40 protein-coding genes are annotated in these 23,370 nt (G+C 54.3%); 1 reads left to right on the forward strand and 39 read right to left on the reverse strand.

All coding sequences use genetic code 11. The features are described from left to right. Window positions 1–2: 2 nt before the first annotated feature. The 39 genes from N037_RS02970 to N037_RS03140 form a co-directional block, all read right to left on the reverse strand. Window positions 3–674 (reverse strand): DUF6246 family protein, encoded by a 672-nt coding sequence (locus N037_RS02970; protein ID WP_032638838.1) that lies wholly within the window; start codon window positions 672–674, stop codon window positions 3–5. Between the two features lie 57 nt (window positions 675–731). Further along, on the reverse strand, window positions 732–1,475 hold the full coding sequence (locus N037_RS02975) for an Ig-like domain-containing protein (RefSeq protein WP_032638840.1): 744 nt from the start codon (window positions 1,473–1,475) through the stop codon (window positions 732–734). A gap of 64 nt (window positions 1,476–1,539) precedes the next feature. After that, on the reverse strand, window positions 1,540–1,923 hold the full coding sequence (locus N037_RS02980; RefSeq protein WP_032638843.1) for a phage tail termination protein: 384 nt from the start codon (window positions 1,921–1,923) through the stop codon (window positions 1,540–1,542). Continuing rightward, window positions 1,920–2,384: a hypothetical protein gene (locus tag N037_RS02985; RefSeq protein ID WP_032638845.1), complete on the reverse strand. Its 465-nt coding sequence runs from the start codon at window positions 2,382–2,384 to the stop codon at window positions 1,920–1,922. Before N037_RS02985 ends, N037_RS02980 begins: the two co-directional genes overlap by 4 nt. Before the next feature lie 2 nt (window positions 2,385–2,386). Further along, window positions 2,387–2,737 carry a hypothetical protein gene (locus N037_RS02990; protein WP_006808949.1) on the reverse strand — a complete coding sequence of 117 codons (351 nt, stop codon included), beginning with the start codon at window positions 2,735–2,737 and terminating at the stop codon, window positions 2,387–2,389. Then, complete coding sequence (locus N037_RS02995) at window positions 2,737–2,910, reverse strand: hypothetical protein (protein WP_032638847.1); 174 nt, start codon at window positions 2,908–2,910, stop codon at window positions 2,737–2,739. Before N037_RS02995 ends, N037_RS02990 begins: the two co-directional genes overlap by 1 nt. Further along, a complete protein-coding gene (locus tag N037_RS03000; protein WP_032638849.1) occupies window positions 2,910–3,311 on the reverse strand; it encodes a DUF7370 family protein in 402 nt (133 codons plus the stop codon). The genes N037_RS02995 and N037_RS03000 overlap by 1 nt, the downstream gene beginning before the upstream one ends. A gap of 62 nt (window positions 3,312–3,373) precedes the next feature. Beyond that, the gene (locus N037_RS03005) at window positions 3,374–3,667 is read right to left on the reverse strand and encodes a hypothetical protein (protein ID WP_032638851.1); all 294 of its coding nucleotides are present in this window, start codon (window positions 3,665–3,667) and stop codon (window positions 3,374–3,376) included. A 9-nt stretch (window positions 3,668–3,676) separates the two neighbouring features. After that, a complete protein-coding gene (locus tag N037_RS03010; RefSeq protein ID WP_032638853.1) occupies window positions 3,677–4,753 on the reverse strand; it encodes a major capsid protein in 1,077 nt (358 codons plus the stop codon). A 17-nt stretch (window positions 4,754–4,770) separates the two neighbouring features. Next, window positions 4,771–5,220, reverse strand: coding sequence for a gp53 minor capsid family protein (locus tag N037_RS03015; RefSeq protein ID WP_032638855.1), 450 nt, complete (start codon window positions 5,218–5,220; stop codon window positions 4,771–4,773). A gap of 12 nt (window positions 5,221–5,232) precedes the next feature. Beyond that, window positions 5,233–6,498 carry a hypothetical protein gene (locus N037_RS03020; RefSeq protein ID WP_032638857.1) on the reverse strand — a complete coding sequence of 422 codons (1,266 nt, stop codon included), beginning with the start codon at window positions 6,496–6,498 and terminating at the stop codon, window positions 5,233–5,235. A 2-nt stretch (window positions 6,499–6,500) separates the two neighbouring features. Further along, complete coding sequence (locus tag N037_RS03025) at window positions 6,501–7,427, reverse strand: phage minor head protein (RefSeq protein WP_032638858.1); 927 nt, start codon at window positions 7,425–7,427, stop codon at window positions 6,501–6,503. Next, window positions 7,387–8,736 carry an anti-CBASS protein Acb1 family protein gene (locus tag N037_RS03030; protein ID WP_032638860.1) on the reverse strand — a complete coding sequence of 450 codons (1,350 nt, stop codon included), beginning with the start codon at window positions 8,734–8,736 and terminating at the stop codon, window positions 7,387–7,389. The genes N037_RS03025 and N037_RS03030 overlap by 41 nt, the downstream gene beginning before the upstream one ends. Window positions 8,737–8,804: 68 nt before the next feature. Then, the gene (locus N037_RS24765) at window positions 8,805–8,999 is read right to left on the reverse strand and encodes a hypothetical protein (RefSeq protein WP_032638862.1); all 195 of its coding nucleotides are present in this window, start codon (window positions 8,997–8,999) and stop codon (window positions 8,805–8,807) included. Between the two features lie 64 nt (window positions 9,000–9,063). Continuing rightward, window positions 9,064–10,311 carry a PBSX family phage terminase large subunit gene (locus N037_RS03035; protein ID WP_032638864.1) on the reverse strand — a complete coding sequence of 416 codons (1,248 nt, stop codon included), beginning with the start codon at window positions 10,309–10,311 and terminating at the stop codon, window positions 9,064–9,066. Next, a complete protein-coding gene (locus N037_RS03040; RefSeq protein WP_023300389.1) occupies window positions 10,308–10,763 on the reverse strand; it encodes a DUF2280 domain-containing protein in 456 nt (151 codons plus the stop codon). Before N037_RS03040 ends, N037_RS03035 begins: the two co-directional genes overlap by 4 nt. Before the next feature lie 31 nt (window positions 10,764–10,794). After that, on the reverse strand, window positions 10,795–11,433 hold the full coding sequence (locus tag N037_RS03045) for a putative metallopeptidase (protein WP_032638866.1): 639 nt from the start codon (window positions 11,431–11,433) through the stop codon (window positions 10,795–10,797). 3 nt (window positions 11,434–11,436) lie between these two features. Then, window positions 11,437–11,640 carry a hypothetical protein gene (locus N037_RS03050; protein ID WP_032638867.1) on the reverse strand — a complete coding sequence of 68 codons (204 nt, stop codon included), beginning with the start codon at window positions 11,638–11,640 and terminating at the stop codon, window positions 11,437–11,439. Window positions 11,641–11,788: 148 nt separating this feature from the next. After that, complete coding sequence (locus tag N037_RS03055) at window positions 11,789–12,220, reverse strand: hypothetical protein (RefSeq protein ID WP_156369699.1); 432 nt, start codon at window positions 12,218–12,220, stop codon at window positions 11,789–11,791. Between the two features lie 189 nt (window positions 12,221–12,409). Next, window positions 12,410–12,658 carry an Rz1-like lysis system protein LysC gene (lysC, locus tag N037_RS25385; protein WP_442855928.1) on the reverse strand — a complete coding sequence of 83 codons (249 nt, stop codon included), beginning with the start codon at window positions 12,656–12,658 and terminating at the stop codon, window positions 12,410–12,412. Then, the gene (locus tag N037_RS03060; protein WP_032638871.1) at window positions 12,552–13,028 is read right to left on the reverse strand and encodes a hypothetical protein; all 477 of its coding nucleotides are present in this window, start codon (window positions 13,026–13,028) and stop codon (window positions 12,552–12,554) included. Before N037_RS03060 ends, lysC begins: the two co-directional genes overlap by 107 nt. Then, window positions 13,016–13,660 (reverse strand): glycoside hydrolase family 19 protein, encoded by a 645-nt coding sequence (locus tag N037_RS03065; protein ID WP_032638873.1) that lies wholly within the window; start codon window positions 13,658–13,660, stop codon window positions 13,016–13,018. The genes N037_RS03060 and N037_RS03065 overlap by 13 nt, the downstream gene beginning before the upstream one ends. Beyond that, window positions 13,644–14,015, reverse strand: coding sequence for a phage holin family protein (locus N037_RS25025; RefSeq protein ID WP_048961198.1), 372 nt, complete (start codon window positions 14,013–14,015; stop codon window positions 13,644–13,646). The genes N037_RS03065 and N037_RS25025 overlap by 17 nt, the downstream gene beginning before the upstream one ends. A gap of 495 nt (window positions 14,016–14,510) precedes the next feature. Next, window positions 14,511–15,200 carry a bacteriophage antitermination protein Q gene (locus N037_RS03075; RefSeq protein ID WP_032638875.1) on the reverse strand — a complete coding sequence of 230 codons (690 nt, stop codon included), beginning with the start codon at window positions 15,198–15,200 and terminating at the stop codon, window positions 14,511–14,513. Further along, window positions 15,197–15,337 (reverse strand): YlcG family protein, encoded by a 141-nt coding sequence (locus tag N037_RS24770; RefSeq protein WP_017693180.1) that lies wholly within the window; start codon window positions 15,335–15,337, stop codon window positions 15,197–15,199. The genes N037_RS03075 and N037_RS24770 overlap by 4 nt, the downstream gene beginning before the upstream one ends. Continuing rightward, the gene (locus tag N037_RS03085) at window positions 15,334–15,975 is read right to left on the reverse strand and encodes a recombination protein NinG (RefSeq protein WP_032638877.1); all 642 of its coding nucleotides are present in this window, start codon (window positions 15,973–15,975) and stop codon (window positions 15,334–15,336) included. The genes N037_RS24770 and N037_RS03085 overlap by 4 nt, the downstream gene beginning before the upstream one ends. Next, entirely contained in the window at window positions 15,968–16,138 is a 171-nt protein-coding gene (locus N037_RS23430; protein ID WP_032638879.1) for a NinE family protein, read from the reverse strand. The genes N037_RS03085 and N037_RS23430 overlap by 8 nt, the downstream gene beginning before the upstream one ends. After that, entirely contained in the window at window positions 16,138–16,593 is a 456-nt protein-coding gene (locus N037_RS03090) for a YbcN family protein (protein ID WP_032638881.1), read from the reverse strand. The genes N037_RS23430 and N037_RS03090 overlap by 1 nt, the downstream gene beginning before the upstream one ends. Before the next feature lie 235 nt (window positions 16,594–16,828). Further along, window positions 16,829–17,026 (reverse strand): hypothetical protein, encoded by a 198-nt coding sequence (locus tag N037_RS03095; protein ID WP_032638883.1) that lies wholly within the window; start codon window positions 17,024–17,026, stop codon window positions 16,829–16,831. Next, window positions 17,026–17,682, reverse strand: coding sequence for a DUF551 domain-containing protein (locus N037_RS03100; RefSeq protein WP_032638885.1), 657 nt, complete (start codon window positions 17,680–17,682; stop codon window positions 17,026–17,028). The genes N037_RS03095 and N037_RS03100 overlap by 1 nt, the downstream gene beginning before the upstream one ends. Further along, window positions 17,679–17,951, reverse strand: a complete 273-nt coding sequence (locus tag N037_RS03105; RefSeq protein ID WP_023293894.1) for a hypothetical protein — start codon at window positions 17,949–17,951, stop codon at window positions 17,679–17,681. The genes N037_RS03100 and N037_RS03105 overlap by 4 nt, the downstream gene beginning before the upstream one ends. A 2-nt stretch (window positions 17,952–17,953) precedes the next feature. Continuing rightward, entirely contained in the window at window positions 17,954–18,361 is a 408-nt protein-coding gene (locus N037_RS24560; RefSeq protein ID WP_082440881.1) for an ead/Ea22-like family protein, read from the reverse strand. Then, window positions 18,358–18,876 (reverse strand): HNH endonuclease, encoded by a 519-nt coding sequence (locus N037_RS03115; RefSeq protein ID WP_032638888.1) that lies wholly within the window; start codon window positions 18,874–18,876, stop codon window positions 18,358–18,360. Before N037_RS03115 ends, N037_RS24560 begins: the two co-directional genes overlap by 4 nt. Then, window positions 18,854–19,201 carry a winged helix-turn-helix transcriptional regulator gene (locus N037_RS03120; protein ID WP_032638891.1) on the reverse strand — a complete coding sequence of 116 codons (348 nt, stop codon included), beginning with the start codon at window positions 19,199–19,201 and terminating at the stop codon, window positions 18,854–18,856. Before N037_RS03120 ends, N037_RS03115 begins: the two co-directional genes overlap by 23 nt. Continuing rightward, window positions 19,201–20,634: a DnaB-like helicase C-terminal domain-containing protein gene (locus tag N037_RS03125; RefSeq protein ID WP_032638893.1), complete on the reverse strand. Its 1,434-nt coding sequence runs from the start codon at window positions 20,632–20,634 to the stop codon at window positions 19,201–19,203. The genes N037_RS03120 and N037_RS03125 overlap by 1 nt, the downstream gene beginning before the upstream one ends. Continuing rightward, window positions 20,624–21,523 (reverse strand): hypothetical protein, encoded by a 900-nt coding sequence (locus tag N037_RS03130; protein WP_032638896.1) that lies wholly within the window; start codon window positions 21,521–21,523, stop codon window positions 20,624–20,626. Before N037_RS03130 ends, N037_RS03125 begins: the two co-directional genes overlap by 11 nt. Beyond that, a complete protein-coding gene (locus tag N037_RS25030; RefSeq protein WP_015571544.1) occupies window positions 21,516–21,662 on the reverse strand; it encodes a hypothetical protein in 147 nt (48 codons plus the stop codon). The genes N037_RS03130 and N037_RS25030 overlap by 8 nt, the downstream gene beginning before the upstream one ends. Window positions 21,663–21,751: 89 nt before the next feature. Next, window positions 21,752–22,294 (reverse strand): toxin YdaT domain-containing protein, encoded by a 543-nt coding sequence (locus N037_RS03135; protein WP_032638898.1) that lies wholly within the window; start codon window positions 22,292–22,294, stop codon window positions 21,752–21,754. A gap of 29 nt (window positions 22,295–22,323) precedes the next feature. Further along, window positions 22,324–22,557, reverse strand: coding sequence for a transcriptional regulator (locus N037_RS03140; protein WP_032638900.1), 234 nt, complete (start codon window positions 22,555–22,557; stop codon window positions 22,324–22,326). 38 nt (window positions 22,558–22,595) lie between these two features. Here N037_RS03140 and N037_RS03145 point away from each other — a divergent pair, with 38 nt between their 5' ends. Further along, window positions 22,596–23,366 carry a S24 family peptidase gene (locus tag N037_RS03145; RefSeq protein ID WP_072163854.1) on the forward strand — a complete coding sequence of 257 codons (771 nt, stop codon included), beginning with the start codon at window positions 22,596–22,598 and terminating at the stop codon, window positions 23,364–23,366. The last annotated feature ends 4 nt before the right edge of the window (window positions 23,367–23,370 follow it).

A 23,370-nucleotide genomic window follows, 5' to 3' on the forward strand; every position in this document is an offset into this window, starting at 1 on the left:
GGTTATTGCTTTGCTTTTGCCCTGCGTGCGGCCTGTTTAGCCAGGTACTCATCGGCGATACTGTCGTACTCTTCGCGAGTGAAGCCTTTCTGGTCAGGGTATTTCGCCGCCAGCAGCATCTGGAATTCGGTCATCGTTAACTGAGAGGCTTCGTCGCGGTTCATGCCGAAGTGACTACGTGCCGCGCTGATATAGTCGAAGGCTTTAAACTCTGTGGTGCGTTCGCCTGTTTCGTGGCGCTGCAGCTGGCGGACCTTAGCTTTGCCGACGACGCCGTGCTGCATGAGGTGCTGCGCCAGCACGATGATGTCGTTCTTCGGCATCTGGCCGGGTCGATATACAACGCAATGCCGCCAACCCTTCCACTCGCCAATCATTGGTGTCAGATCGTCATCGCAGCACGCCTGCAGCACCAGCATGCACGTTGATAGCAGCTTCTCAGCGGCGCGGTTGAATGATGGTGAAAGCCATTCAGGAATACGTCCCAGCGTGCCAGCGCAAACATCTATCAGCTGAGCGACATCATTGCCGTGTATGGTCGCGTACGCCTGCACAATCTCTTCGGGAGTGCCGATCCTGGTCATGGCCTCAAATGAAGGCCGTAGCAGGTAGTCTTTCCCGCCGGTGCGGCTGTCGCTGATAGAGAGTTCGCCAATATCGGTTAAAGCAGTCATAGGCCTTCCAGTAAACGGTCATTATCAAGGGCAGCACGCCGCCCTTTGGAATGTCCGTTAGGTAACGGTAACCGTGTGTACGGCCACAAAGTTGCCGTCTTCGGTATTGATGATGATCTGCGCGCTGCCGGTGGCGACACGCGTCACGGTAACGGTGTTGCCTGAGGAGGTTGCCGTTGCTTTGGTCGCATCGGTAGTCGCTACAGTGAAGTCTTTGTTGGTAGCGCCGGTTGGTGCGATGTTCACCGTGAAGGTGCTGGTACCGCCTGCCGTGCCGGTGCTGGTTGTCGGGGTTACCGTTACGCCAGTCACCGCAACCGCAGTGATTTCGTTCACTTCGATGGTGGTTGCATCGCCGACTTTGAACTCAGTAGAGAACGTGACGATGTCGTTGGTACCACCGTCAGAGCTCAGCGCCGTGATGTTCATGTAGCCGATGAATTCGACCGGGCCGTAGTCCATGCGCACCCAGATACCAGGCTGGCGCTTGGCCTTCAGCTCATCAGCGAAATACTTGATGAACTTGCCGACACCGTACTGATCCAGCTTGTCCTTCTTACGCACCTCGCCTTCAAAGCTCAGGGTGAAGTCACTGTTTGTGATGATGGTCTCGACATAGCCGCCGCCGTCATCCGCATCAGAGGTAACCGAGTTCGGGTTGAAGTCGAAGCCCTTCGACGTACCAGCGGCCAGCGCCATCCACTCACCTTCGAGTGGTTTGACGTCCGGGCAGCCATCGGCGACTTCCAGCACGACCGCACCACCGAACAGGCGCTCGTTCGAGTTCTGGCAATTAGCCATGTGAAACTCCTCTTTGACGTATAAAAAAGAAAACCCGCCGGAGCGGGTTATTTGGTTGGGATGGCTATTCGCCGTAAGTGCAGGCGAACTGGAGTCGGAAGACTATTCGCCCTTCTTCTGTGAGCACAGGCGCGGGAATTGCGCCCATGTTCTGGATGTAGCCGACGCACTCGTCAGCCATGGGGTTGGCCTGGACGTAATCGACTATGCGCTGCACGGCGTTTAGCGCGTCTTTGCGCTTATCTTTCGCGCCTACGACATCAACCAGGACGTGATACTCAGAACCGAGATCGGTGCGGATATCTGACCCGCCGTTTGGCCTGAATACCATGACCGCCTTCGACAGGTCGCCCGGGTCGTCGTACATCAACTGCTGCACAGTGAAGCCGGTCGTTAGCCCGGCGTCGCCGAACATGTTTCGCACCCGCTCATGCATCATCGGTGTCATAGCGACATCTCCTTGCGCATCACCGCGTCAACGTTATCACGCTCATCATTTGCGCCTTTGGTCAGGAATTGCGGCTCACCATGCGGATCCCAGTAGTTGCCCTTTCCTGTCCCGCCACCGAATTCTTTCGGTTTCTGCGGGCCGAACTCAGAGCGGTTACTGGTTATTCCGAAGTGCGCTCGAGGCTGACCTTTCAGTTTGCCTGACGCCTCATGCACGTAAGCAGCATAGTTGGCTGAGTACCCGACGCGCCCGGTGATGAGCACGCCACCAGCGTCGATTTCCCGAAACTGGCTGTTAATAAGCGTGGAGCTGTCGATCGGAGTGTAATAGGCCGCCCGGGTGCCGATAAGCATCATCGCCGACTGTAACGCGCGGATTACCTTGCGCCCTTTCACGTCGTTGATAATGCGGTTGAGCCCGGCTTTAGACTGCTTAACGCCGCGCACTTTGATGCCCATGATTACACTCCAGTCAGGATGGCGTAATCATCCGCCAGGCGCTCGAACGTATCGGCGTAACGGATAACCTGCCGCACCTCGTCGGCACCGGCCACAACCGGGTCAGCTTCAGTCGAAACGCCAATCAGCAGGTAATCACCCGCGGCCGCCAGCGCGAACTCCGTCCAGACGGTGTTTTTTACAACGATTTCAGCGCCCAGGCTGGCCAACTTCTTGCTGAGCCCGCCCTCGTAATCACAGAGGATTTGCTCAGGCTCGGCATAGCCAAGCGGATCGCCGTATTCATCATTACCTTCCAGCTTTCGCCAGATGGTCGCCGTGGCGGTATAACTCCAGTTCGCTACCGATGACATCAGCCCTCCTTCCAGCGCAGCACCTTCGCGCCAGTCGCCCGGATTCGCGGGCAGTTGATGAACCACTCGCCGTCCGATTTAACGTAGCCGGTAGTCTCCCGTCCGGTGTCGGTCACCACCCAGACGCGGGTGAATGAGCGAGGCAGTCCGTGCTTAACTGATTTGTACGTCATCACTTTCCCCCGCACATGCAGCCGCCTTTTCCGATCCAGATTCCAGCGAATGCCGGGGCGGCAGTAGGGTCGGCAGGGATCAGCGAGGTGGCGCAGCCGTACTTATCCAGCCCGCGCAGCAGGTTAACGGAGGCTTTCCAGCGATCGGTAAACGACTGATACCGGAACGAGCGCGATGCACCACTCGGGGCTGTCTGGCTGGAGATGTACTTATCCCCCTGCCCGAGTCCCATAAGCGCCAGCAGATAGAGCTGAATCAGCAGCGCTGTAGATGCCGGATAATACGCATCAAGACACTCCTGAATACTGTTGGCCTGGTCGACGAGAGCCTGAAGAACAAAATCGGGAATGGTAATTCCCTGGCTCTCCAGATATTCCTTCGCCTGTTCGAGAGTTACCATTATCGACTCCGTGAAATACCCCGCCGGAGCGGGGCATAAAAAAACCGCCTTAGCGGCGGCTGTTATTCAGCAGGGAAAAGCTTTTCGAGTTCGCCATCCGGCAACAGCTCACTGAGCTTTTCAGCGCCCAGGTTGCCTTTGAACTCAATGCCCAGTTCAGTAAGGCGGACCTGAATAATCTCTTTGCGAGATTTCTCACCGGTACCGGCATCAGGCGTCGACGGGGTAAGTTCTCCGCCTGCCTCACCATTCATGAGCCGGACGTTGGACTTCAGCGCCGGGTGAAGCTCTTTCAACTCCACCACCTGCCCTACCTTCACGCCGAACCATGGGCGCACAACTTCGTATTTAGCCATGCTGTTTCCTTACGCCAGGTTAGCGCCGTAGACAACGCCAGACAGGCCCTGATCGTCTGCGGTGATTTGCAGACCTTCAGCAGACATAATCTGGAAGTTGTAGTTAACGTTAGGCAGTGGGCGCGGCAGTGGCACAACACCGACGGCCATACCCACCAGTGGAGAGATCACGTCACGGCGACGAACGTACGCGATAAACTCGTTACCACTCAGTGCGAAGCTCATGCGGATTTCTTTTACCGGCGCGAACGGCAGCACCGCCTGCAGTACAGTTCCGCTTACAACGCCGTTAACCACGTACGGCTGCGCCAGGTTTGCCCAGATTTCCGGGGAAACCCACATCACATCGTATGCAGCGACTTTGTTAGTGCGTGCGGTGGTGCCGAATGCGCCTTTACCGAAGAACGCGAAGATCGCTGTCATGTCAGCGGTAGTCAGGTCGATATTCGCACCACCAGCACCAGATCCAAGGTTAATCTTCTTGGTGTGACGGTGGTTCTTGATGCCCTGCGCCGGATATGACTGAACCTGAATTTTTGAATCGCCGTTCAGGTAGTAGTTGACGCGCTTCTGGTTGAACTTGCGCATCTTCGCCATCTGGGAGTCCAGCACCAGATCGATGCCCACAGAGTTCAGGCCAGCAGCATGGCGCCAGTTAACACCGTAGCCAGCAGTGAACACCGGAATCGGATCGCCGTCGCTCGCGTAGTCAGTGTGGTCGAAGGAGAACGGCGCCTGACCATCGATGCTTACTGACACGTCGTCAGCGATGTCGCCAACCACGTTATAAAGCTTGGCGGTTTTACCGACCGGCAGCACGGTCTGAACGCCGATCAGGTCGTTCACGATTTCCATGCCAACTTCCTGATCGCGCAGTTGCAGCACCTGGTTGTCAATCTCAGCCCAGAAGTCACGGGAGAAACCGCCAACAGCGTTACAAGCCAGCATGTCAGGCGTCATGATTGCGCGGTTTGCCGCAATGATGGAATCGTTCTGCAGGTTCCACATGTTGCGGTTTGCCCACAGTTCGCTCCAGTGCCCGCCGAGGCGGGAGTTAGTCGCCAGCGTCTCTTTAGAGAAGTACATATGTGTTTGTCCTTTTGTTACGCGCCAGCTGCGGCGACAGTGCCAACGCGCATGCGCACGCGAATGAAGTCGGTGGTGCTGGCCGCGATGGTGTATTCATCCTGGCTGTAGCCGATCACTGAATCAGTGTCGGAGGTGGCAAGGGTGAACTGACCGGCAGTTCCCAGCTTGATCGGGCTGTCTTTCTTATAGGCACCAGGCAGGCAACGCAGCGCCATCTCGCGGCCTTCTTCGACGTAGTTGCCGACAGCCGAATCACCGGCAGGGATTGATTCAGTGATAGTCAGGCCCTGGTGATAACCGACATCGATGATGTACAGGCGGCCGGTTAGCGCGGTGGCCTGAGCGAATTTATCGGATGAGTTGATGGTTGCGGCGGTGCCAGGAAGCAACGCGGCGGCCGTTGTGCGGGTTTCGGTCTTGTACAGAGACTGACCGTCGATATTAACGCGACGATAACGTGGCATTATTCCGGCTCCTTACTTGAAGTGTTCGTCTGCGGCTGGTGCGCCGGTTTCTTTGTGCTGCTGAGCATTGTTGGTGCCCAGCGGCGCAGCTTCGCCCAGCGACTTGAACATCGCGTCCAGAGCTTCGCCTGACAGCGCGTTCGCGACGATATCGCCATGGACCTTAGCTACCGCTTCACGCTTGGATTTCTCTTCAGCGCGCGAATTGGCGGTCAGCGTTTCGGTAAGCTTGTCCTGATTGGCCTGCAGACCGGTGATCGCATCCTTAATCGGATTCAGGGCATCGGCGAAGTTAGCGGCCAGGCCTTTACCGATTTCGCTGATCAGCTCTTGTTTCTCTTCAGTGGTTAAAGGCATGTCGCCCTCCGTTTTGTGGTTTGGTGCAGGCTGTTCCTGCGGTGTGAATAGAGCTTTGAATTTGTTGGCTACGACGGCCACCCATGACTCCTGGCGCGCTACTGCGGTGCCGGTGTCGTCGAAGGTGATAACGCCGCCCTCAGACTTGTAGCCAAACACCTCTGCTGTGCCGCCGTTGCGGATGATTACCGCTTGCGAGTCAGTGAAGTCAGCAATCCAGGCGTATTCATCCGCGCCCGCCGCAAACTTCTCTTTGGCTGCGCGATCGAGACGCTGTTCGCGCTCCCGGTAGGATTCACCCACCAGCGCGCCGGAGTTCGCTTTAAGCGGCTGCGCCAGATCGGCGTTTACCATCAGGCCAACGCCCTGCTCAGGGGTAGCGGCTCCAACTTCGTGCAGCAGGATCGCGTCATGGTCCATGCCGTGGATATCAGCTACCCACTCAGCACCCGTTGCGCGCTGCTGATCGTTCGGTTCAAGTTGGTCGAGGAATGCGGCAACACTGGTATGAATCGGCGGAACGTCTTCGCCACGCTCAATGGCAGCGACACGCTCAAGAAGCTCCCTGCCACCTTCCGACTCGCTGGCGCGGGCCACATCTACCCACTTTTCGAGGTAGATGCGATTACCGGACTTCTTAACGTTGCGGTTCCACGCGCCGATATGGCCTGCGTTAATACCCTCAGGGGAGAAAGCAGACACGAACTGACCGTTAACCTGAGGGTGGCCCAGCGGTGCCAGGGTGCCCTCCAGCCCCTGATAGTGGGCATCGATTTGTTCTTGCGTGTACAGACCGCCGTTCATGACGACGTTTGCTGGCAGCGTGTAGCTCGGCAGCACCAGGTGCTCACGCCCGTTGTATGTTTCGCGCCGGATAGACTGGCTGTTCACCTTCGTGGTGATGTTTACCTGCATTGGCATAGTTATTTCTCCGCCCAGGCGTAACCGCGCGCCTGCATCGATTTATATTCCTGTTTGAGTTTCGTGATGGTGTCCGGGTATTCCGGTTTACCGTCCTCATCCACCAGCACCGACTGCTGGCTGCATTTGCAGTTGATGGAGTTGCCATCTTTGCTGTACCAGTCACGCACCTCTTCGTTGGTGTATAGGTGAGCATGGCGCACTGCGTGGGTATGTCGCGTTGTCGGTGACAGAGCCGAGATGTGAACCAGAAGCGTTTTAAGGCCGAAGAGGTCATTCGCCTCCTGGTCTTCATCCCACTTAGCCCGGCGTAGCGCGGTAGTCACTTCAGTCCGTGCTATCCGGTTCGCCCTGCGCTTCTCGATGCCGGTCTGGTCTGTCAGGTTGCGCGCAATATCCAGCGGGTTAAGCCCGCGCCCCACACCATCAGTCAGCACGCGCGCCATATCTCGCTTAACGTCAGCAGTCAGCCCCTTCATTTCCTCAAACACACGGGCATGCACCAGCGCCATTCGTTGCTGGTACGGGTCGCTTGTGAGGATGGACGCCAGCGATTCCCGCCCGGCTGCGTACACCGGGGATTGCTGGCTAAGGTTGTAGAACGACTGACCGGTCCCTTTCTCCGAAGCCAGATCGATGTACTCGTAAAACCACAGGTCGTAATCGCCGCCTTCAAGCAGCACCTGATCAACCAGGTAACTGGCATCGTTCAGGATGATGGAGAGTAGCGTTGGGTTTAACTGGTATTCGTATCTGGCATTTACTGCGAGGGAGGAAGGTATTTTGTCGAGTGCTGATTTGTACGCTTTGCCAATCTTATTTATCCGCCTGGTGAAGTCTTTCATTGCCCGGCGTTCCAGCGCATCGGCTCCGGTCGGATCTTGGTAGTTACGCGGCAGAATCGGTGGCTTCGTCTTCTTCGTCGCCATCCTCTTCTCCTAACGGGAATTCATCAACGTTTTCATAACCGGCTGCCGTGCGAATTTCTTCACGACTGAAGGCTGGATTCTCTCCGCTGCCCTGGAACGTCTGGTTAATCTCTGCCATGGTTTTGGCATTTGCGAGCTTCTCAGTTCCAGTCTGCTCGTTGAGGTCATCCCAGATAACCGTCTTTTCGCTGACAGGATCAATGATTTTCAGGTCGATGAGCTTGTCACTGAAGTCTTCAATTTCGAATGACAGGTCGCCGCGGCGTGACTGACAGCGCGCGTTGAAATATTTCTGATCCTCGGTGCTTGCCCTTTCACCTGTCTGCATCCCAACCAGAACTTTCACAGGGATATCAACAGATGCAGCGAAGGTTTGCAGGTTGACGTTATAGGTCGCTGACGGATCCGCTACAGCTGTGACCAGTGGTGCGACTGTAGCCCCTTGGGTCGTCATCAGAACATCGTTACCACGGTTCATTTCCCCGGCAACTTCGTTAAACTTATCCTGCAACTCGTCAATGCTCACGCCATAAAGTGACGCGAGATTGTTGAAGTCGATTTCCTTCTCAAAGTTGACATTAAGCTGCCGCGCGGCGTTCTTTAGGAATGACTCACCAGAACCACCCTCGACCTTCTCAAGGCTGACGCAGGCGTTATAGCCAGGCTCAAGGAAGCCAATAGCACCATTAGAATAGTCACCAAGGATGAAGACACGATCGGGATGTACGAAGCGCTGATTTGTCCCGCCATTTGGCAGGCTCTCAACGTATTTCCACTGCTTTGGCTGGCCGTAATCTGCCGATTTCTGGTCAGTAACCCACTCGCTGACTGTTAGTGAACCAGCCCATGCGATCGTAACCTTTTTTAGTGACTTCCCACGAAATACCGGCTGATCCCATGTTCTGGAATCATTGATGTGCAGCAGGATACCCGCATAACGTCCAACCTGGCGGCGGCGGTCTGCTTCAGCAAAAGCCCGCCAGAGGCGCTTAGTGAAAACCTTTTTAGTGTTCTTCTCCCAGGAAGTTTCATCCTTACTCTCGTCGGCATCGTCACCCTCGATGATTTCCGGGTTAGTCTGCCAGCATTTGCCCACCAGCTTCTCAACTGCACCGTGGGCTATTCCACCACGGCGGTACAAAGCATAGAGGTTTTCGTAGGTTACCTGCTCAGGAAAACCATATTCGCACCATGCTGAATGGCGTTTATTATCCAGCCCCATTGTTGGCGCCATGAGCCCCATACGGGCACGCGCCATCCGCGCATCGTTCAACGCATGGTTGACGGCGAGAGTTAATTTGTCAGTCATGGATTGTCCGTTGGTGGATTTATGGCAATAAAAAAGGCCGCCTGAGCGACCTTTATGAGTGATTTATTTTATACCCGGTTAAAAGATTTGAACAAAATCTTGTCCGGCGCAACGCCATGTGATTTTGCAATCGCATGTCTCATCTCATTCATAGCTTCAATTGAAGTTATAGGTGAGTCTGTCGAATAGAAATCATTCCCTTCTAAATCAGAACCATCTTCAGAACCGGCATAAACAATCCAATACCCAAACCAAATATTCATACTCCCTCCTATTGAAAGACAGTATTTAATCGGCAATTTTTCAGAAATATTTATAGGGACAATTTCAACGTAGTCTTTTCGGAATCATCATCCCTGCCATCTGGCCTTTGCGCTTAATGTGCCCGTCAAGGCTGTAGCGAATGCCGTCCCAGCAGTGTTCATAGCCATCGGCAAGCTTCGGCAACACCTCGCCGGTGATGCGGTCCGTTTTGTACGACCACATACGAGCCTCGCGCGCCACGTTCTTGCAGCGCGGATGGATAATGATTTCGTCGAAACCGCGAAGATGGGCGATGCCGTCCTCAACGCTCCCCTGCCATTTCTCGGCAGCTGAGATGTTGAATCCCTGCCGCTTGAGATAGCTAATCGTCTCGGGTCGAGCTGAGTCGGCCTTGATGGGCCAGTCACGCGATCCGGGGATTGTGTCATACAGCTCTGGCATGTGGTCGAGCTCTGTCTGCTGACCGTACGCCTCATACTCGATGTAAAGCCGGTTGTGCAGGATGAAAGAGCGCACCAGCGTGTTAGGGTCTTTGGCGAAACCGAAGTCAGCACCGAAGAACAGGCGTTCAGCCTCTTTCCAGAGATTTTCCGAGAACTCGGTAATCCTGTATTTTCCGGCCAGCACCTGCTTATCGGAGTTTTCGAGATAAGCCCCTTCCCACACCCATGCGTATGTTGCCGGGTCTAGGCGGCGCTGGTCGTTCTGGCGTTCACCTTCCAGCACGTCAGGGAACCACGGGTTATCCGTATAATTCATCTCAACGGTGATGCAGTCGTCGCCAGCTTCTTTGCGGAAACGCTTATCCGTGGCGCTACCGTCGCGCTCCGGGTTCCACGTCACCCAAATCTCTGAGCCTTCCTCACGAACTGTCGGGCTCAACTTCTGCCAGGCTATTTCACTGACTGATTCGGCCTCATCAACCCAGCACAGCAGGATACGCGCTTTCGACTTGATGCTGTCGAGGTTATGCCGCAGACCGCAGAACACGTAGTTAACGCTCTTATCGATGGTGCGAATGTACTTCTCGCCGATATCAAAGTTGGAAGCCAGCCATGGAACAGACAGGATCGCCTGTTTGACCTCCTGCATGCTAGATTCTTCCAGAGAGTTCATGAACTCACGTGCGCAGAGCACCACCCCGCTTTCACCGTTCATCATCGACTGATATGCCTTTACGGCTGTCATCAGCGCGAATGTGCGCGTCTTGGCGCTGCCACGCCCACCGTGCGAACACCGGTAACGCTTATTCACCGCAGTGAACAGTGGCGCAAGCTTCGCTGGGATCGGCAGTTGAACGGCGTTACTCATGCTTTCGGCTCAACGGGGAGTAGCTGAATGATTGTTGGCTGCGGCGTCATGCTGCCATCAGGGCTTGTGTGCTCGACTTTCTGGCGATTGGTGTAGGCATCACCCATTTCTTTGGCGGCCTGCTCGATAAGCTGCGAGGTCATGCCGTAGTTCTTCATCTTTTCAGCATTGGTCGCCATTCGGTCGAGAACGCGCAACCGGTACGCTTTATTTGCGATCGGGATGTCGGCGATCTCATTCTGGAATCGTTTACGGGTGGCGTTGAACAGGTCAATCCACTTCTGGCTCAACTTGGCCGCCATTGCGTTGCCGGGCGTATATTGCGACACCTGCTGCCGTGAGACATCAATGCCGTATTCAGCCTTTACAAGCTCTATGACTTTTACCGGGGTCTCGTAGCAGGCGAGCGATTGAACAATGAAGGCTTTAACCTCTGTCGATAATGCTGCCATCGGTCACCTCCATGACAATCTGAATAAAGCGTTACGCCAGCTTTATCATGCACGTCCCGCATGACCTGGCTATATCGATGTGAGCCACTTCTGCGGGCGCATTGGCCGCATCAACGAGCTCCTGTACTTCTTTGCTGGCACCGTATCGACGTACGACACCAATGAATTCTTCGACGTCGTGGCCGCGCAGTGTTAGCACTGGCTGCCCGGTCTCTTTATTGAACTTAGGCGCGCCGAAATCATCGGTTGCCTGGGCAATGTGGTAAAGCTCATGCTCTACCAGCGCGCAGAACTCGAGGTCACTGCATTGTGAGCAGTAATCGGCTGCCAGGGTGATGATGAACTTCGGGATGCGCCCGAACCATTCATGCATCTGCTGTTCCATTCTGGCTTTTTGCCAACCACCAGCCCGGAGCATCACCTGCTCGGCCTGACCGAGGACTAAGCGCCCTTTCTTCGCGAACGAATAGGACGCCCACATGAAGCAGAGATCAGCCTCTAAAAGGTGTTCATGGTCAGGGTTATGGATGCTTCCGGTATCGCTGAGGATTTGCCGGCTGATCCACTCATGCACTTCATTGGCGGGGATCAGTCTGGTGTATGGCTGCCAGTTGTCGGAGTCGATGAAGTTAACTGGCGGGTATGGCCTGCGCTCGTCATCGTTAGCCATGGGTTACTCCGTCGTTTGTTCTGCTGGCTGCTCTACAGGCTCAAACAGGAAGTCATCAATGCTGTCCTGGCTGAAGTAGCGCCATTTGCCGTTATCCATTGCCAGAGCGACAAAACCATTGACGATTTCTGGCTGGCTTCGGGTCATGAGCCCAGTAAAGGACTCTTTGGATTTTTTGGTGATTGTGATTCGGTAGACGGTAGCCATTTCGTTCTCCACGTGTCGCAGCTGTTGCCCTGCTTCTCAGAAGTGCTTAGCCACTTACGGCTTACCCGTCAGCAAGATGTGATCACCATCCTTGCGGGGTTACACAGATCATTATCGAAGCCCCTCAGTGAAGAGCTTCTGTAATGAATCACAACTTAACGATGTGCCCTGTCAGTTCTTCGAACTTATCCCTGCCGACCGAATTGAGCAGCGTTACAAAGCCACATGCCAGGATGTAAAACAGCGACGTGAATACCCATCCGGAGTAAGACAGCATGACGAAGATGGCCGCCATAGTCACAAGTCCAATGAGCCTTCTGATCGCGCCCTTGCGTTTGTAATAGTCCTTTAGAGGGATTAACTGCTTGGCACGCTCCATGGGGTCACTCTCCTTCCCGGCCATGAATACAGCCACAAGGAACAGAGGCGAAATGAAGCAGGCAAGAGCTATAATCGCCCAGTAAGCCGCCACGACGATGCTCATCAGTGAATGGTCGCCCTGTAGTGTTGCGTAAACCAGCAGGCCAAACAGCCCCCAGACCAGCACGAATACAAAAGCAGCAGTCATCAACTTCTTCATAATCCACCTATAAGTTGCGAGCCTGTTCGCATAGATAAGCCGCCCCGAGAGATAACGATTCATCTCAGGCTCGCTTCCTATAGGCTCTCGGTTGGTAATGCGCTGCGATGCGCATAAAAAAGCCCCGCGGATGCGAGGCTGTGAGAATTTGCTACGGTTAAAGTCCAGAGGAGAGACTGTGTCAGAACCTCAGGGATGAGGCTCTTTGTCTGCCACCTGCAGTTTTCTAATCGCTGCCCGGTCGTAATTACACTGGCCGACGATCCCGTAAAGTGTCGCGTTCATCGAAACGCTGTCACCATACGAAGGGTTATCGGGCAGATCTGGCACATCAATGCGCGACGTCAGATCCGCCGGAAGGTTCAGGACCGGCTGCTTTATCACCCGGTATTCCACGGGCGGCTTCTGCTGCTGCGCGCAACCGCTCAACAGCGGCATCAGGAACAGGAGCAGCAGCGCACTTATCTGCCGCCAGGTAGCGCTTAATCTCGCTCTGTAGCATTCGGTTCTGCTTGGCCGATTCAGCCCTTTGCTCTGCGACCTCAGACATGACCACGTTTTGCCTGTTAACGGCGCCAGCAAGCTCTTTAACGCTCCCCGCCAGATCGTCATTTTTAGCCCTCAGGTCGTTGATCTGCACATCCTTGCTGTCGTTAAGCTGTGTCAGCCTGTCGTTCGTCGCCGTCAGCTGGTAGTTGCGGGCGTTCAGCCCCCACAGGCAGATAGCGACAAGGATGATGAACGCGCAAGGAATGAGAATGTGCGCATTATTTTTGAAAATGCGGAATAAACTGATTAACCCGAACATAAAACCCCCTTAGCTTTAGTCAAGCGGGCTTTCCTGTCCTCCAGTCCGTTGGTACCACCATTGATGATTCTGGTGATGCGGCTAACATCATCTGAGTCAGCGATAGCGTTAAGTCCGTGATTGCTCCACCAGGCAGCTGCGGATTCAGCAGCATATTGAGGCTGAGTGAGTAGCTCCGGGCTTTTTACGATATCAACGTCAAGCTGGTTCACCAGCGCGGCGTAATTCGCTTTCCCCGTCACCTGAATCAGGCCGCGCCCGCGGTAACGATATCCATCACCACTGTTGCGATCGCCGTTCCCGTTCCGGTTGGCGTAGATGATGCTGCCAATCATTTTCTGGTCGGCAGGGTGAGCATTCTGGCCCGAATCAACACGGCCATATCTGAAAGCATCTTCCTGGCTAATTCGATTACCGAACATCGCCAGCAATGCGCCGTAGCGGTAATTCAGGCTTTCTTCCACATGCACAAAGCCAGATGATTCATGCCCAACCTGTGCGAGGAAGTGTGCCTGCCTTAGCGGCGTGCTTATATCGTATTTCTGCATTGCTGCCTGCACGACAGGAAACCACTTTCCGGCAAGTGCCGCACTGGTGCCAGTTGCTTGCTGGAATTTACTGAGGGTCAGCATTTGCTTTGTCTCCCGGTTCATTCAGGCCAAGGCGACGGCGCGCATAGGCGAAAAGAGAATCCACACCCACATACCCGACGCCAGCCGAGATCGGCCAGCAAAGCTCAGGGGGGAAATTCCAGTTGAAGATTGCCCATATAGCCGTAAGTGTCGGCTGAGCGAAGAAACAAAGGATCCCGCACATCGTTGCGCCGGCGATCCGGTCTTTCCACTTTGATTTCGCGCCGCGCGAGGTAGCGAGTATCGACATGACAAAAGCCAGTACCGAATAGCCAGCTTCGTTTTTGTGGTTTACAAGCCACGCAAGCATCACCGCCCAGGTATCTGGTCTGTCTTGCATAGTGGTTTTCTTCATGTTCGCACCTGCTTGGTGCTGGTTGATTAGGTCAGGCCCTCGGGACGGTTTAACAACAAGGCATGTCGATGATGGTTCCCGGAGCCTGAAAATAAAAAAGCCAGCGACAGGCTGGCAATGTGAGGGTAAGGCAATGTCGGCTCTCTGGCCGAAGGGTCCCAGGTAGTGGGTTTGGTGTGTGGCGATCGGACTCGAACCGATACTCAGGTTCAGCATTAGCATCATGCCTGCCCTGCTGGCTATGCCAGTTGATGCATTACTCTACCCATCTAACCCGCAAGCGGGAATTGAGTTACACCACAACGGACAGAGCACTGAGCACTTCGCGCCAACTCCATGCTTCTGCGTGGGTTGGGTTATGAGCCCTTCACGCCAATGCTCTTTCCTGTTGTGCAGATACGAAAAAGCCCAAGGCGTTAACCTTGGGCTTCAATTCTTTGTGTCGACAATCAAAGCTGTGGCGACGATATCAGATTTACATGAAATATATGCGTTTCAATCCAGTTTTGCAAGACTTTCGTCTAAATTTGTCGCCTTTTGTTGTGAACGTGATCGCGTAACCTGCAACAAAGCTCCGCTGTCCAGGCGCAGGAAGATGCGGCGCATCTCTACCCAGCGGTCCGTAAACGTCTCTGACCAGTTCTTTGGTGTTACGCCAACCAGCTCCGCCAGCGCCTGATATTCGTACGTATCACGCCCTGCCAGCTCCGCTTTGACGTCCTGAGCCGCCAGCCAGATAAGCTTCTTCAGACGCTCCATAGTCTTGCCGGCCACCTTCTTCGCGCCGAGTTGCTCCCGGAACTCTGCCCATGCCCATTGGGTAATCGCCACCTGGTGCTCGAAGCGGATATTCTCGCTGTAGTTCCACAGAAGCCATGCTTTCTGGTGGTCTTCCAGTGACAGGACAGCGCGGCGCCACGATGCTGTCACGAACTCAACCGGCCCAACCAGCGCGATGGATGAGCCTTTGGCGCGGGACTGGCTGCCGCTCATCGGTGGTCCTTCAGGGTTGACCATCCTCTGCTTATCCTTGTCGAATACCTTTTTTCGGCCCCGGCTGCGGGCCGTCGCGGTGAATTGCGCGTTCTCGGCGAAAGCTACCAGCTGCCCTTTCGTCGCCCCGCTCAGATCTGCGGTCGCCACAATGAGCTGCTGACGTACGTACTCGAGGTGCTGATTGTTCATTGTGCGGCTCCTGCAGGGTGATAGATGCGAACGAAGTTACGGAGAATGCGGTAATCCACCAGCACGGAGCCCGGGCGGCGGTAAATCCGGAGGCGCTGCCAGCGCGCTCGGAGTATCTCGATCGTTTCTGGCTTCATGCTGCCTCCTGCTGTTTCAGTGCTTTGAGTTTGGCGCGGTACTCATCGCGGATCCGGATGAAGTCTTCACGGCGGTAGTTGGTCATTTCGTGGGGGCCGTTGAGCCAGTCGACGTATTCCTGCCCGTAACGAGCGACTAGGCCCGCTTCGTAGCGCTGCGCGACAGTGGCCTCCTTGGCGGTGTACTTGCCAGCTCCAGCATTACAGGATTTGCACTGCTTATGGGCGTTGCGTTCTTCAAAGCGCAGTTCAGGGTTAGCGCCTACAGTCTTGAAATGGCCGCAGTCCCATTGCCCGCCATGCAGATCAGGCGGGTTGGTCTCGCCGCAGCTGATGCATGGCAAATCAGCATCGCGCGCACGGATGTATGCGTTGAATGCCTGCTGAGCCTGCGCTTTGTAGTAACCGGCAGGCCGAAGCTCAGCCAGCCGCTCCTTGCGGCGTTTGCGCCCGGCCTTCTCGGCTTCTTTCTCCTCCTTGATGCGCTTAGCAGCGGCTTTCACCTTCTCCTTCTCGCGTTCTTCCATCGCGAGGATTGCGCCGTGCTCCGGGCAGCACCAGCGGATCCGGATGTCGTGGAATTTCGGCACGAAGTATTCACCGCATACTTTGCACTTACGGCGGGATGGTTTACGCATGGTTCCTCCGTGCCGCGAGACGCAGCCATTTCTGATCCACCAGGCGGGCGGTGTAGCCCTTCAGTGTTGGGATATCGGACGGCTTAACCGCGGCCTTGCGCTGGCGGCGCGCCGGAACGCGGAAGATTTCATTGGTGATAACGCGGGAAAGTGGAGTAGACATCATGCCTCCTGCTTATCGCGCAGCTGCTGGTATTCACAGCCGTTCGGGATTGTCAGGGCCAGGCCGAATTGGGCGCACCACATTTCAACCTTCACCAAGAAGATATGCATTTCCCCGGTGTCGAGGTCTGCGGTGTGGCGTGGCTCCCAGGTTGTGGTTTTCTCACCGGTGATGAAGTCGGTGTAGGTCACCTCTTCGCAGCCGAGATAAGTTTTCTTGAGGTTTCGCTTAACCCACTCCGGAGTCGCGTCGGTACGTCCGGAGCTAATCAGGTATTCGCTGATTTCCGTGTACCACATATGGCTGAGCGCGTTCTGCGACAGGCTGCGTTTCTCGCGCCACGGCTTCACCTGCAGGCGGAAGCATTGCCCGGCATCCAACAATGGCTGAATCTGCTGGCCGATGGCCGCGAAGTTACCGCGATGGAGTTTGATGCCGTCTACTGGCAGAGTCATACGGCCTCCTTAATGGAAACCGCAGAATGCAGAAAATCGCAGGTGCATTTCTGCATCTGTGACAAGGTGAGGAGTTCAGATTGTGGTCGCATTTAAGTCCCCTTAAATGCGCAGAAGTCACCAATGGGTGTTCAGGCCATCAGCAAAGAAAGTATGGACGGTTGATTCAACAAAATCAACTGAAGAGAAAGGCCTCCGAAGAGGCCTGTTTGTTATGCGTCGAATGGGTTAGGCATTACTGCTTATCCCTTTTCAGTTTGGCGATCGGGTTGTTCCACGCGTCAATATCCTCCTGGATAAGTTTTCCTTTCCCTTTGCATAGTTCGCATTTTTCCAGCAACCCGAAGCACTCAGGGCACTTAACAAATGGTCCAAACTCTCTCTTCCATGAAAGCACGCGAGCATTGATGATTATCTTGTTTAAACTTTCCATCACGCCTCCTGCTGCGGTGCTGCTGGCAGTGGCATCCAGTGAGTTGGTTCCCAAGAGCCTCCAGGCATTATGAAGCCGTGTGAGTTAGCTTCAGGATGCGATGGGATATAAGTTGCCCACTTAGTAGCCCACGAGCGACCAATCCACTTACCAACGATTACGCCAGTCTTTAAAGGAGGCATCCGCTCACTGCAAGCCACCCAACCATCCGGCAACTTGTAATCCGTCGTTACAGGTTCGGCATATAGCGCCTGACAACTCCACCCAGACCAATGAGCGCCTTCTGCTCGCTCATCATCTTCAGGCTGAACGAGCGTAACCTCGCTTGGATGTTTCCTGTGTGACCACATCCAGGCTACGGGGTCGGCATTAGCTGGCGCTGGCAGGGCGGCGCGGTACAGAAGCACATCACCCATCTCTGCTCTGGATGCTGGCCATACATCTGCATCAGCGCCAGATTTGAGATAATCAAGATTGGTCTGGTCGATGACGCACACAGGCTCCGCTTCGAGCGATGCCTGCAGCGCATCCATCGCCACCATTGCCAGACCAAACATGTCGTACTGCTCTTTGTCTTCTACCGGGTCATAGTCCTGCTGCCAGCAGTCGAATGCGTTACGGAGGTCTTTAGCCTGCTCTCTGGTAATAGTGCTCATGGGCGAATCTCCGTTCTGCCACCAAGTAAGCGAATTGCCACTCTTTCCCGCAAGGTAAGCGGTCGATGGTGTCCGCGGGCATTAACAATTTCAGGCTTGCCATTAGGCGGATAATTGACCCTGACCGATTGACCATCCAGCGCGTGAGAGGCTTCAAGCAATGCTGACTTTAAGTGCGCAGGGCACTCTTTCTGCACCTTTTCACCGTCTGAAATTACACCTGCAATGCCCTGAAGCATGCTGGCTAAATTGCTGAGATAATTTTTCATGCTCACTCTCCTTTACCGGCTGCGGTGCGAATTCTTTTGCAGGTCCAGCCAACGTATTGCTGCGTATACTCTGGATCCGAACCACCCGTATCAACCAGGTTCTCAACGATATCCTTCGCCAGTGAGAGCAATTTTGAATCGCTCAATTTGCACTTCACCGCCTCCAGCTCAGCAATCCGCTTCTCTGCGGCTTCCAGCTCATCCAGCAGCGCCAGCACGGCGGCGGGATTGGCTACGGCGATGAATGCTGCATCGACCTTGAGGCAGTGCTGAGCGACGGCTCTCACCCCAACTTTTACCTCATAGCCCCGCGCGCCTTTGTGTGGGTGGTATGATTCCCAGCGACCCCATGAGGATTTATTTGCTGCATCTGCCGCTTCACGTAATGCGCGTTTGTCGATGTTGCTCATTGGGAGGCCTCCCCGTGATTAGCGAATTCACCGTGAGTTTTTTCTCTAAACAACCTCACGGCTTCGATTGCATCCTCTTTACGTTCATGTGCGCCTAACCAGTTTTCATGGCCGTTACATGTGCATCGCGCTACCCATTTTTTCAGCCGTTTCTCCCATGAAACACCTTTTACACCACTGGCATTATCGATTCTCATATTTGAGTTCTGACCATTTTGTGCGCGATTTGCAGCGCGCAAGTTTGATATTCGATTGTCCGCCCTGTTTAAATTTTTATGATCAACCATTTCAGGCATATACCCATAGGTATAAAGAAATGCGAGCCGGTGCGCCTTAAAGGTTTTCCCACCTATTTTTATATTGATATATCCTTGCCCATTAATGCCGCCAGCAACGCTTCCAGCCGCAACCCCGCCACCGCCTTTTTTGCGTGTGAAAATGCCTGTTTCAGGGTCGTAATAAAGTAAAGATTTCAACTTCTCTTGGGTTAATTCACACATTTCCACATCTCCCATAGACGGAAAGAATCCTTTTCATAACGGCGCTGTTGCGGCACTCCTGGCAGATCACGTTTGTGTCCGTCCGCTGAATTAACTTCGACTTACCCTGTTTCATGCCCGGTATCGTGTCAGGGGCGAAGCGCATGCCGTAACTGGTAAGGCTGTACAGGCGCTGGCCGTATTTTCCTTCGCAGCTGATCAGCCCGTCGGCCAGCAGCGTGCTCACCGTTCCGGATATCTTTTTGGTGTCCATGCCGATTAGCGCTGCCAGTTTGGCGTTGTTCAGCCCTGGGTTATTGCGCAGGGCTGCCAGCACCTGCTCACGGATTGTTATGGTCATCAGAATCCCCCTTTCTTTTTCGGCTGCTGCTCGCGCCCGCGGCGTTCTTCGGCTGCGGCATGCTGGTCTGTGTCGTAAATTGCACCGTTGATCTGATTGCAATAAACCGTGCCGGTACTGCCGTGGCGGTTGAGTCGCAGGATTAACTCGGTTTCTCCCGGCGGCACGCTGTCATCGAAAGCACCTTCCCGGTGGATGCCAACCCAGTAGTCGCAGTCCTGCTCAATCTGTCCTGTGTCGCGGGAATCGCTCGGTAACGGGCGTTTATTCACTCGCTTCTCCAGTTCGCGGTTGAGCTGGGTCAGCAGCACGACGACGCAACCAAGCTCTTTAGCGAGATTCTTAAGCCCTTTGGTGATCATCCCGTAGGCCAGGTCATTACGGTCTGCTTTTTCGGCGGTCATTAGCGTCAGGTAGTCAACCAGAATCATTCCTACGCAGCCCTTCTCGCGTTTGATTCGGCGGCTTTCGCTAACGATGTGAGCCAGTGACAGGCCCGGGGTGTCGTCGATGTACAGCATGTCGATTTCACTCAGTCGCCCGGCTGTAGCGATCGCCTTCTTAAAGTCGCCGTCGTAGTCTCCCTGGTACTGGTCGTCGGCGTCATCCGTGGCGGGCATGTAAAAAATGCTCGGGTTTACGCCGGACTTCTGCCCAACAAGCTTTTCGAGGATCTGGTCGCTGGGCATTTCCAGGCTAAACATCAGCGCTGGCTTTTTCTCCCGAATCGCGCAGTTGATCGCCATCTGCCCGTACAGGGTTGTCTTGCCCATCTTTGGCCTTGCGCCAATAACAAACAGAGAGCCTTTGACCAGACCTTTCGGTGCCAGTAGTCGGTCGAGTGACGGGATACCGGTACTCATGCCGCGCTGTTCGCCTGAAGGGTCAAAACGTTTCTCCAGATCTGCTACCCAGTCGTCCATAACCTCGCCAAACGATCTCAACCCACGGCGACTGCCGGTTTTTGAATGGTCTGCGAGCTGGGTGAAAATACCCTGAATGGCCTCGTACTTCTGCGTAGCGCTCATGCCGTTGCGGGAATACAGCAGTTCAGTGGCTTCGGTCAGGCGGTTTATGCCGTAGCGCTCCATTGCGGCTTCCCGTACTGATGCAGCGTATGCCACGATGTTTGCAGCACTGGGAGTGTTCTTGGCAATCTCCGCCAGGTAAGCAAAGCCACCTACCTGCTCCGCGAGCCCTTTGCCTTCAAGCGCGTCGAACAATGTCAGACCATCGACTGGCTTGTTGTCACGGAACATCTGGCGCATCTCGGCAAAGATCAACTGGTGAGGTCGGCTGTAGAACGACTCAGGCTTGAGCATCGCCAGAACCTTCTGGACTCGCTCGCTGTTGTCATCATCCAGCAGCAGGCCACCGATAACGCTCTGCTCTGCTTCGAGGTTTTGTGGTACAGCCATGAAATCAGCGGTCATCACGATCCCCCTCGCGCACTTCGATGTAGAGCTTTTCGGTCAGGAACTTATCGAATTTCATGCGGCGCCAGGTCTTCCCGGATTTCTGGTCTGGTCGGTCTTCAAGCATCCAGCGGCAGTTCTGAGCGATGTAGCGCAGATAACTTCTGAAACCGTCCATATCCATCGGCTTGCCGTCCAGGTTGCGGGCAATCTTGTTAGCCTTACCCCAGAAGGTGCGGATGAGATTGCGTCGCTCATCAGTTAGGCATCTCCATCCCCGGGCTTCAGGCAGTTCGTCTTTTAGGCATTGCCATACTTCATCGCATGACAAACGGGACTTTTTCTCTTCAGCGGGTTTCTGGTTATTTGCGAGATACTTACTACCGTTAGGTAGTAAGTTATTTAATATATTGTTATCTGTGGACACTGGCTGGACATCGGCTGGACACTCCACTTCCGCAGGCATTGGTACGACTGCGTTTGCGCTGGACACTGGCTGGACATCGGCTGGACAAAAATTTGACTGATATTCGTCATATTTGACCACTTTTAGAACAGTAAAACGGTTGTTCGATTTGGTGGTGATCATTCCCAGGTTCTGGAATTTACGTAGCAGTGATTTAACGCGATCAGCGGTCAAACCTGTTTCCATTGCCAGTGTGTTTCGCCCGGTGATGAACTCTCCACGTTCGCAGATCACATCGCCGACATCAGTCGAAACCATTGTCTGTTCGTGATTAGCGCGCAGGAGCAGGTGAACCCATAAATGAGCCGCCTCAGCGTCCTTGTAGAACGGCACATCCATAATTTTACGGTGCAGCAAGGCAAACCCCTTACCGTCGTTCGTGCGCGGTTTCTGGAGCCTTCTGGCCTCTCTGGCTTCGGCTAAATTGGATACGTTACCCACGGCCACTCTCCTTACGTTTCAGTTCTTCCAGGATTGCGCGCATCTTCTCTGCCACAATCGGGTTAACCGAGCGGATGAAGCGATCGCGGGTTATGTTTTTATGTACAGCGGTATGGTAATAGCGTGGATTTTTTGCCATTATTCCTCCTGCAATGAGTGCACACGATTTGCATTTGAAGGCCAGTTCTGTTGACGCAGACTGGCTTTCGCCGTTTTTGATACTTCCCATCACATAACCCCTAACATCGAAGTGACCATGGCCATCAGCGGCGCGGTCAGGTCCGGGTCGACACGGAACATCTCTACAATCCCCTCACTGAGTTCCTTGAGCTTCTGGTGACGCGGGGCGTTCATCGCAACGGCAACTTTCGCCTCGCTCGTTTCCTTCTCAAGTCGCGCTAAGCGGGACATAAAGCTGTCTTCTGGAAGAAGGCGGTGCCGGTACTCCAATGGCAGGACCGCCATGATTGCCGGTGTCAGCTGGCGAACGTTCTCGCGGTACTGCTCAGAGTCGAAACGGTTATCCAGGAAGCGGAAAAGCTTCTGGCGAGCCCGGCTGATGTCTTCCGGGAAGCTGATAGCGGTCCCGCCATGCTCCCGGTATTCGTTGATGATCAACGCCGAAACGACGTCCTGATTGTCCAGCGCCGACGACCATGCCCGGACCGCATCGCGGATCTTTTCGTGGTCTGGCGCCGCCTTAGGTTGAGCGCGGTTTATCATCGCTCCCGGGTGTATTCCGGTATTGTGTTGATACGCAAGTGAATGCATTGCTTTCCCTTTCGTTGTTGTGGCCGCCGTTAAGCGGCTGTGTTGTCGTCCGGTGACGGGAACAGCGTCGGCAAATCAGGGCGAATCTGGTATGCCTGAATCTCGCCACCAGTTGCTTTAACGATGCTGTTCACATGCTCCGGAGAAACCTTCGCTTTGTTGTGTAGCCACTTGTAAACCGCCTGCTGCGACACTGCGCACGCTTCACCAAGGGCTTTTTGAGAGCCGACAATGGTGATAGCGGTTTTAATGGTTGGGTTCATAACAACCTCCGTAGTGAATATGAATGAAGAATAAAACTATGGTTGTATTTAGTCAACAACCATTTTCGTTTGATGGAATAAAACCATGGTTGTACATTGCGCGTATGAAAACGACACTCGCTGAAAGATTGAAAGAAGCCAGGACATTACGAGGACTTACACAAAAGGCTCTCGGAGATCTGGTCGGGGTGAGCCAGGCGGCCATCCAAAAAATAGAAACAGGAAAAGCCAACCAGACAACGAAGCTGGTTGAGCTGGCTAATGCGTTAAAGGTAAAGCCTGAATGGTTGAGTTCCGGTGAAGGCGCTATGCTTCTCACTGGGCAGGATGAAGCCATCCCACCGTCTGATCAGTGGGGTACCGTTGAGCCTTGGGATAATTCAACCCCATTACCTGACGACGAGGTAGAAGTGCCATTTCTAAAGGATATTGAGCTGGCCTGCGGCGATGGGACATTCCCACGCGAAGACTATAACGGCTACAAACTACGATTTTCTAAAGCTACCTTGCGTCGTGTAAATGCACACAGAGAAAGCGTCCTGTGCTTCCCTGCCCACGGGAACAGCATGGAGCCAGTCATCCCTGAAGGAACCACGGTAGCTATCAACATCAACGACAAAAAGATCGTGGACGGCAAGGTCTATGCCATCAGCCAGGATGGATGGAATCGCTTAAAAATACTTTACCGTGTGGGCCCGAACAGGCTGAGCATTCGCAGCTTTAATCATGTCGAGCACCCAGACGAAGAAGCGGACCTTGATAGCGTCCAGATAATCGGAAGAATGTTTTGGACATCAACAATATGGTAGGGAA

The sequence above is a fragment of the Enterobacter sp. EGD-HP1 genome, assembly GCF_000733275.2.
GTDB lineage: Bacteria > Pseudomonadota > Gammaproteobacteria > Enterobacterales > Enterobacteriaceae > Enterobacter.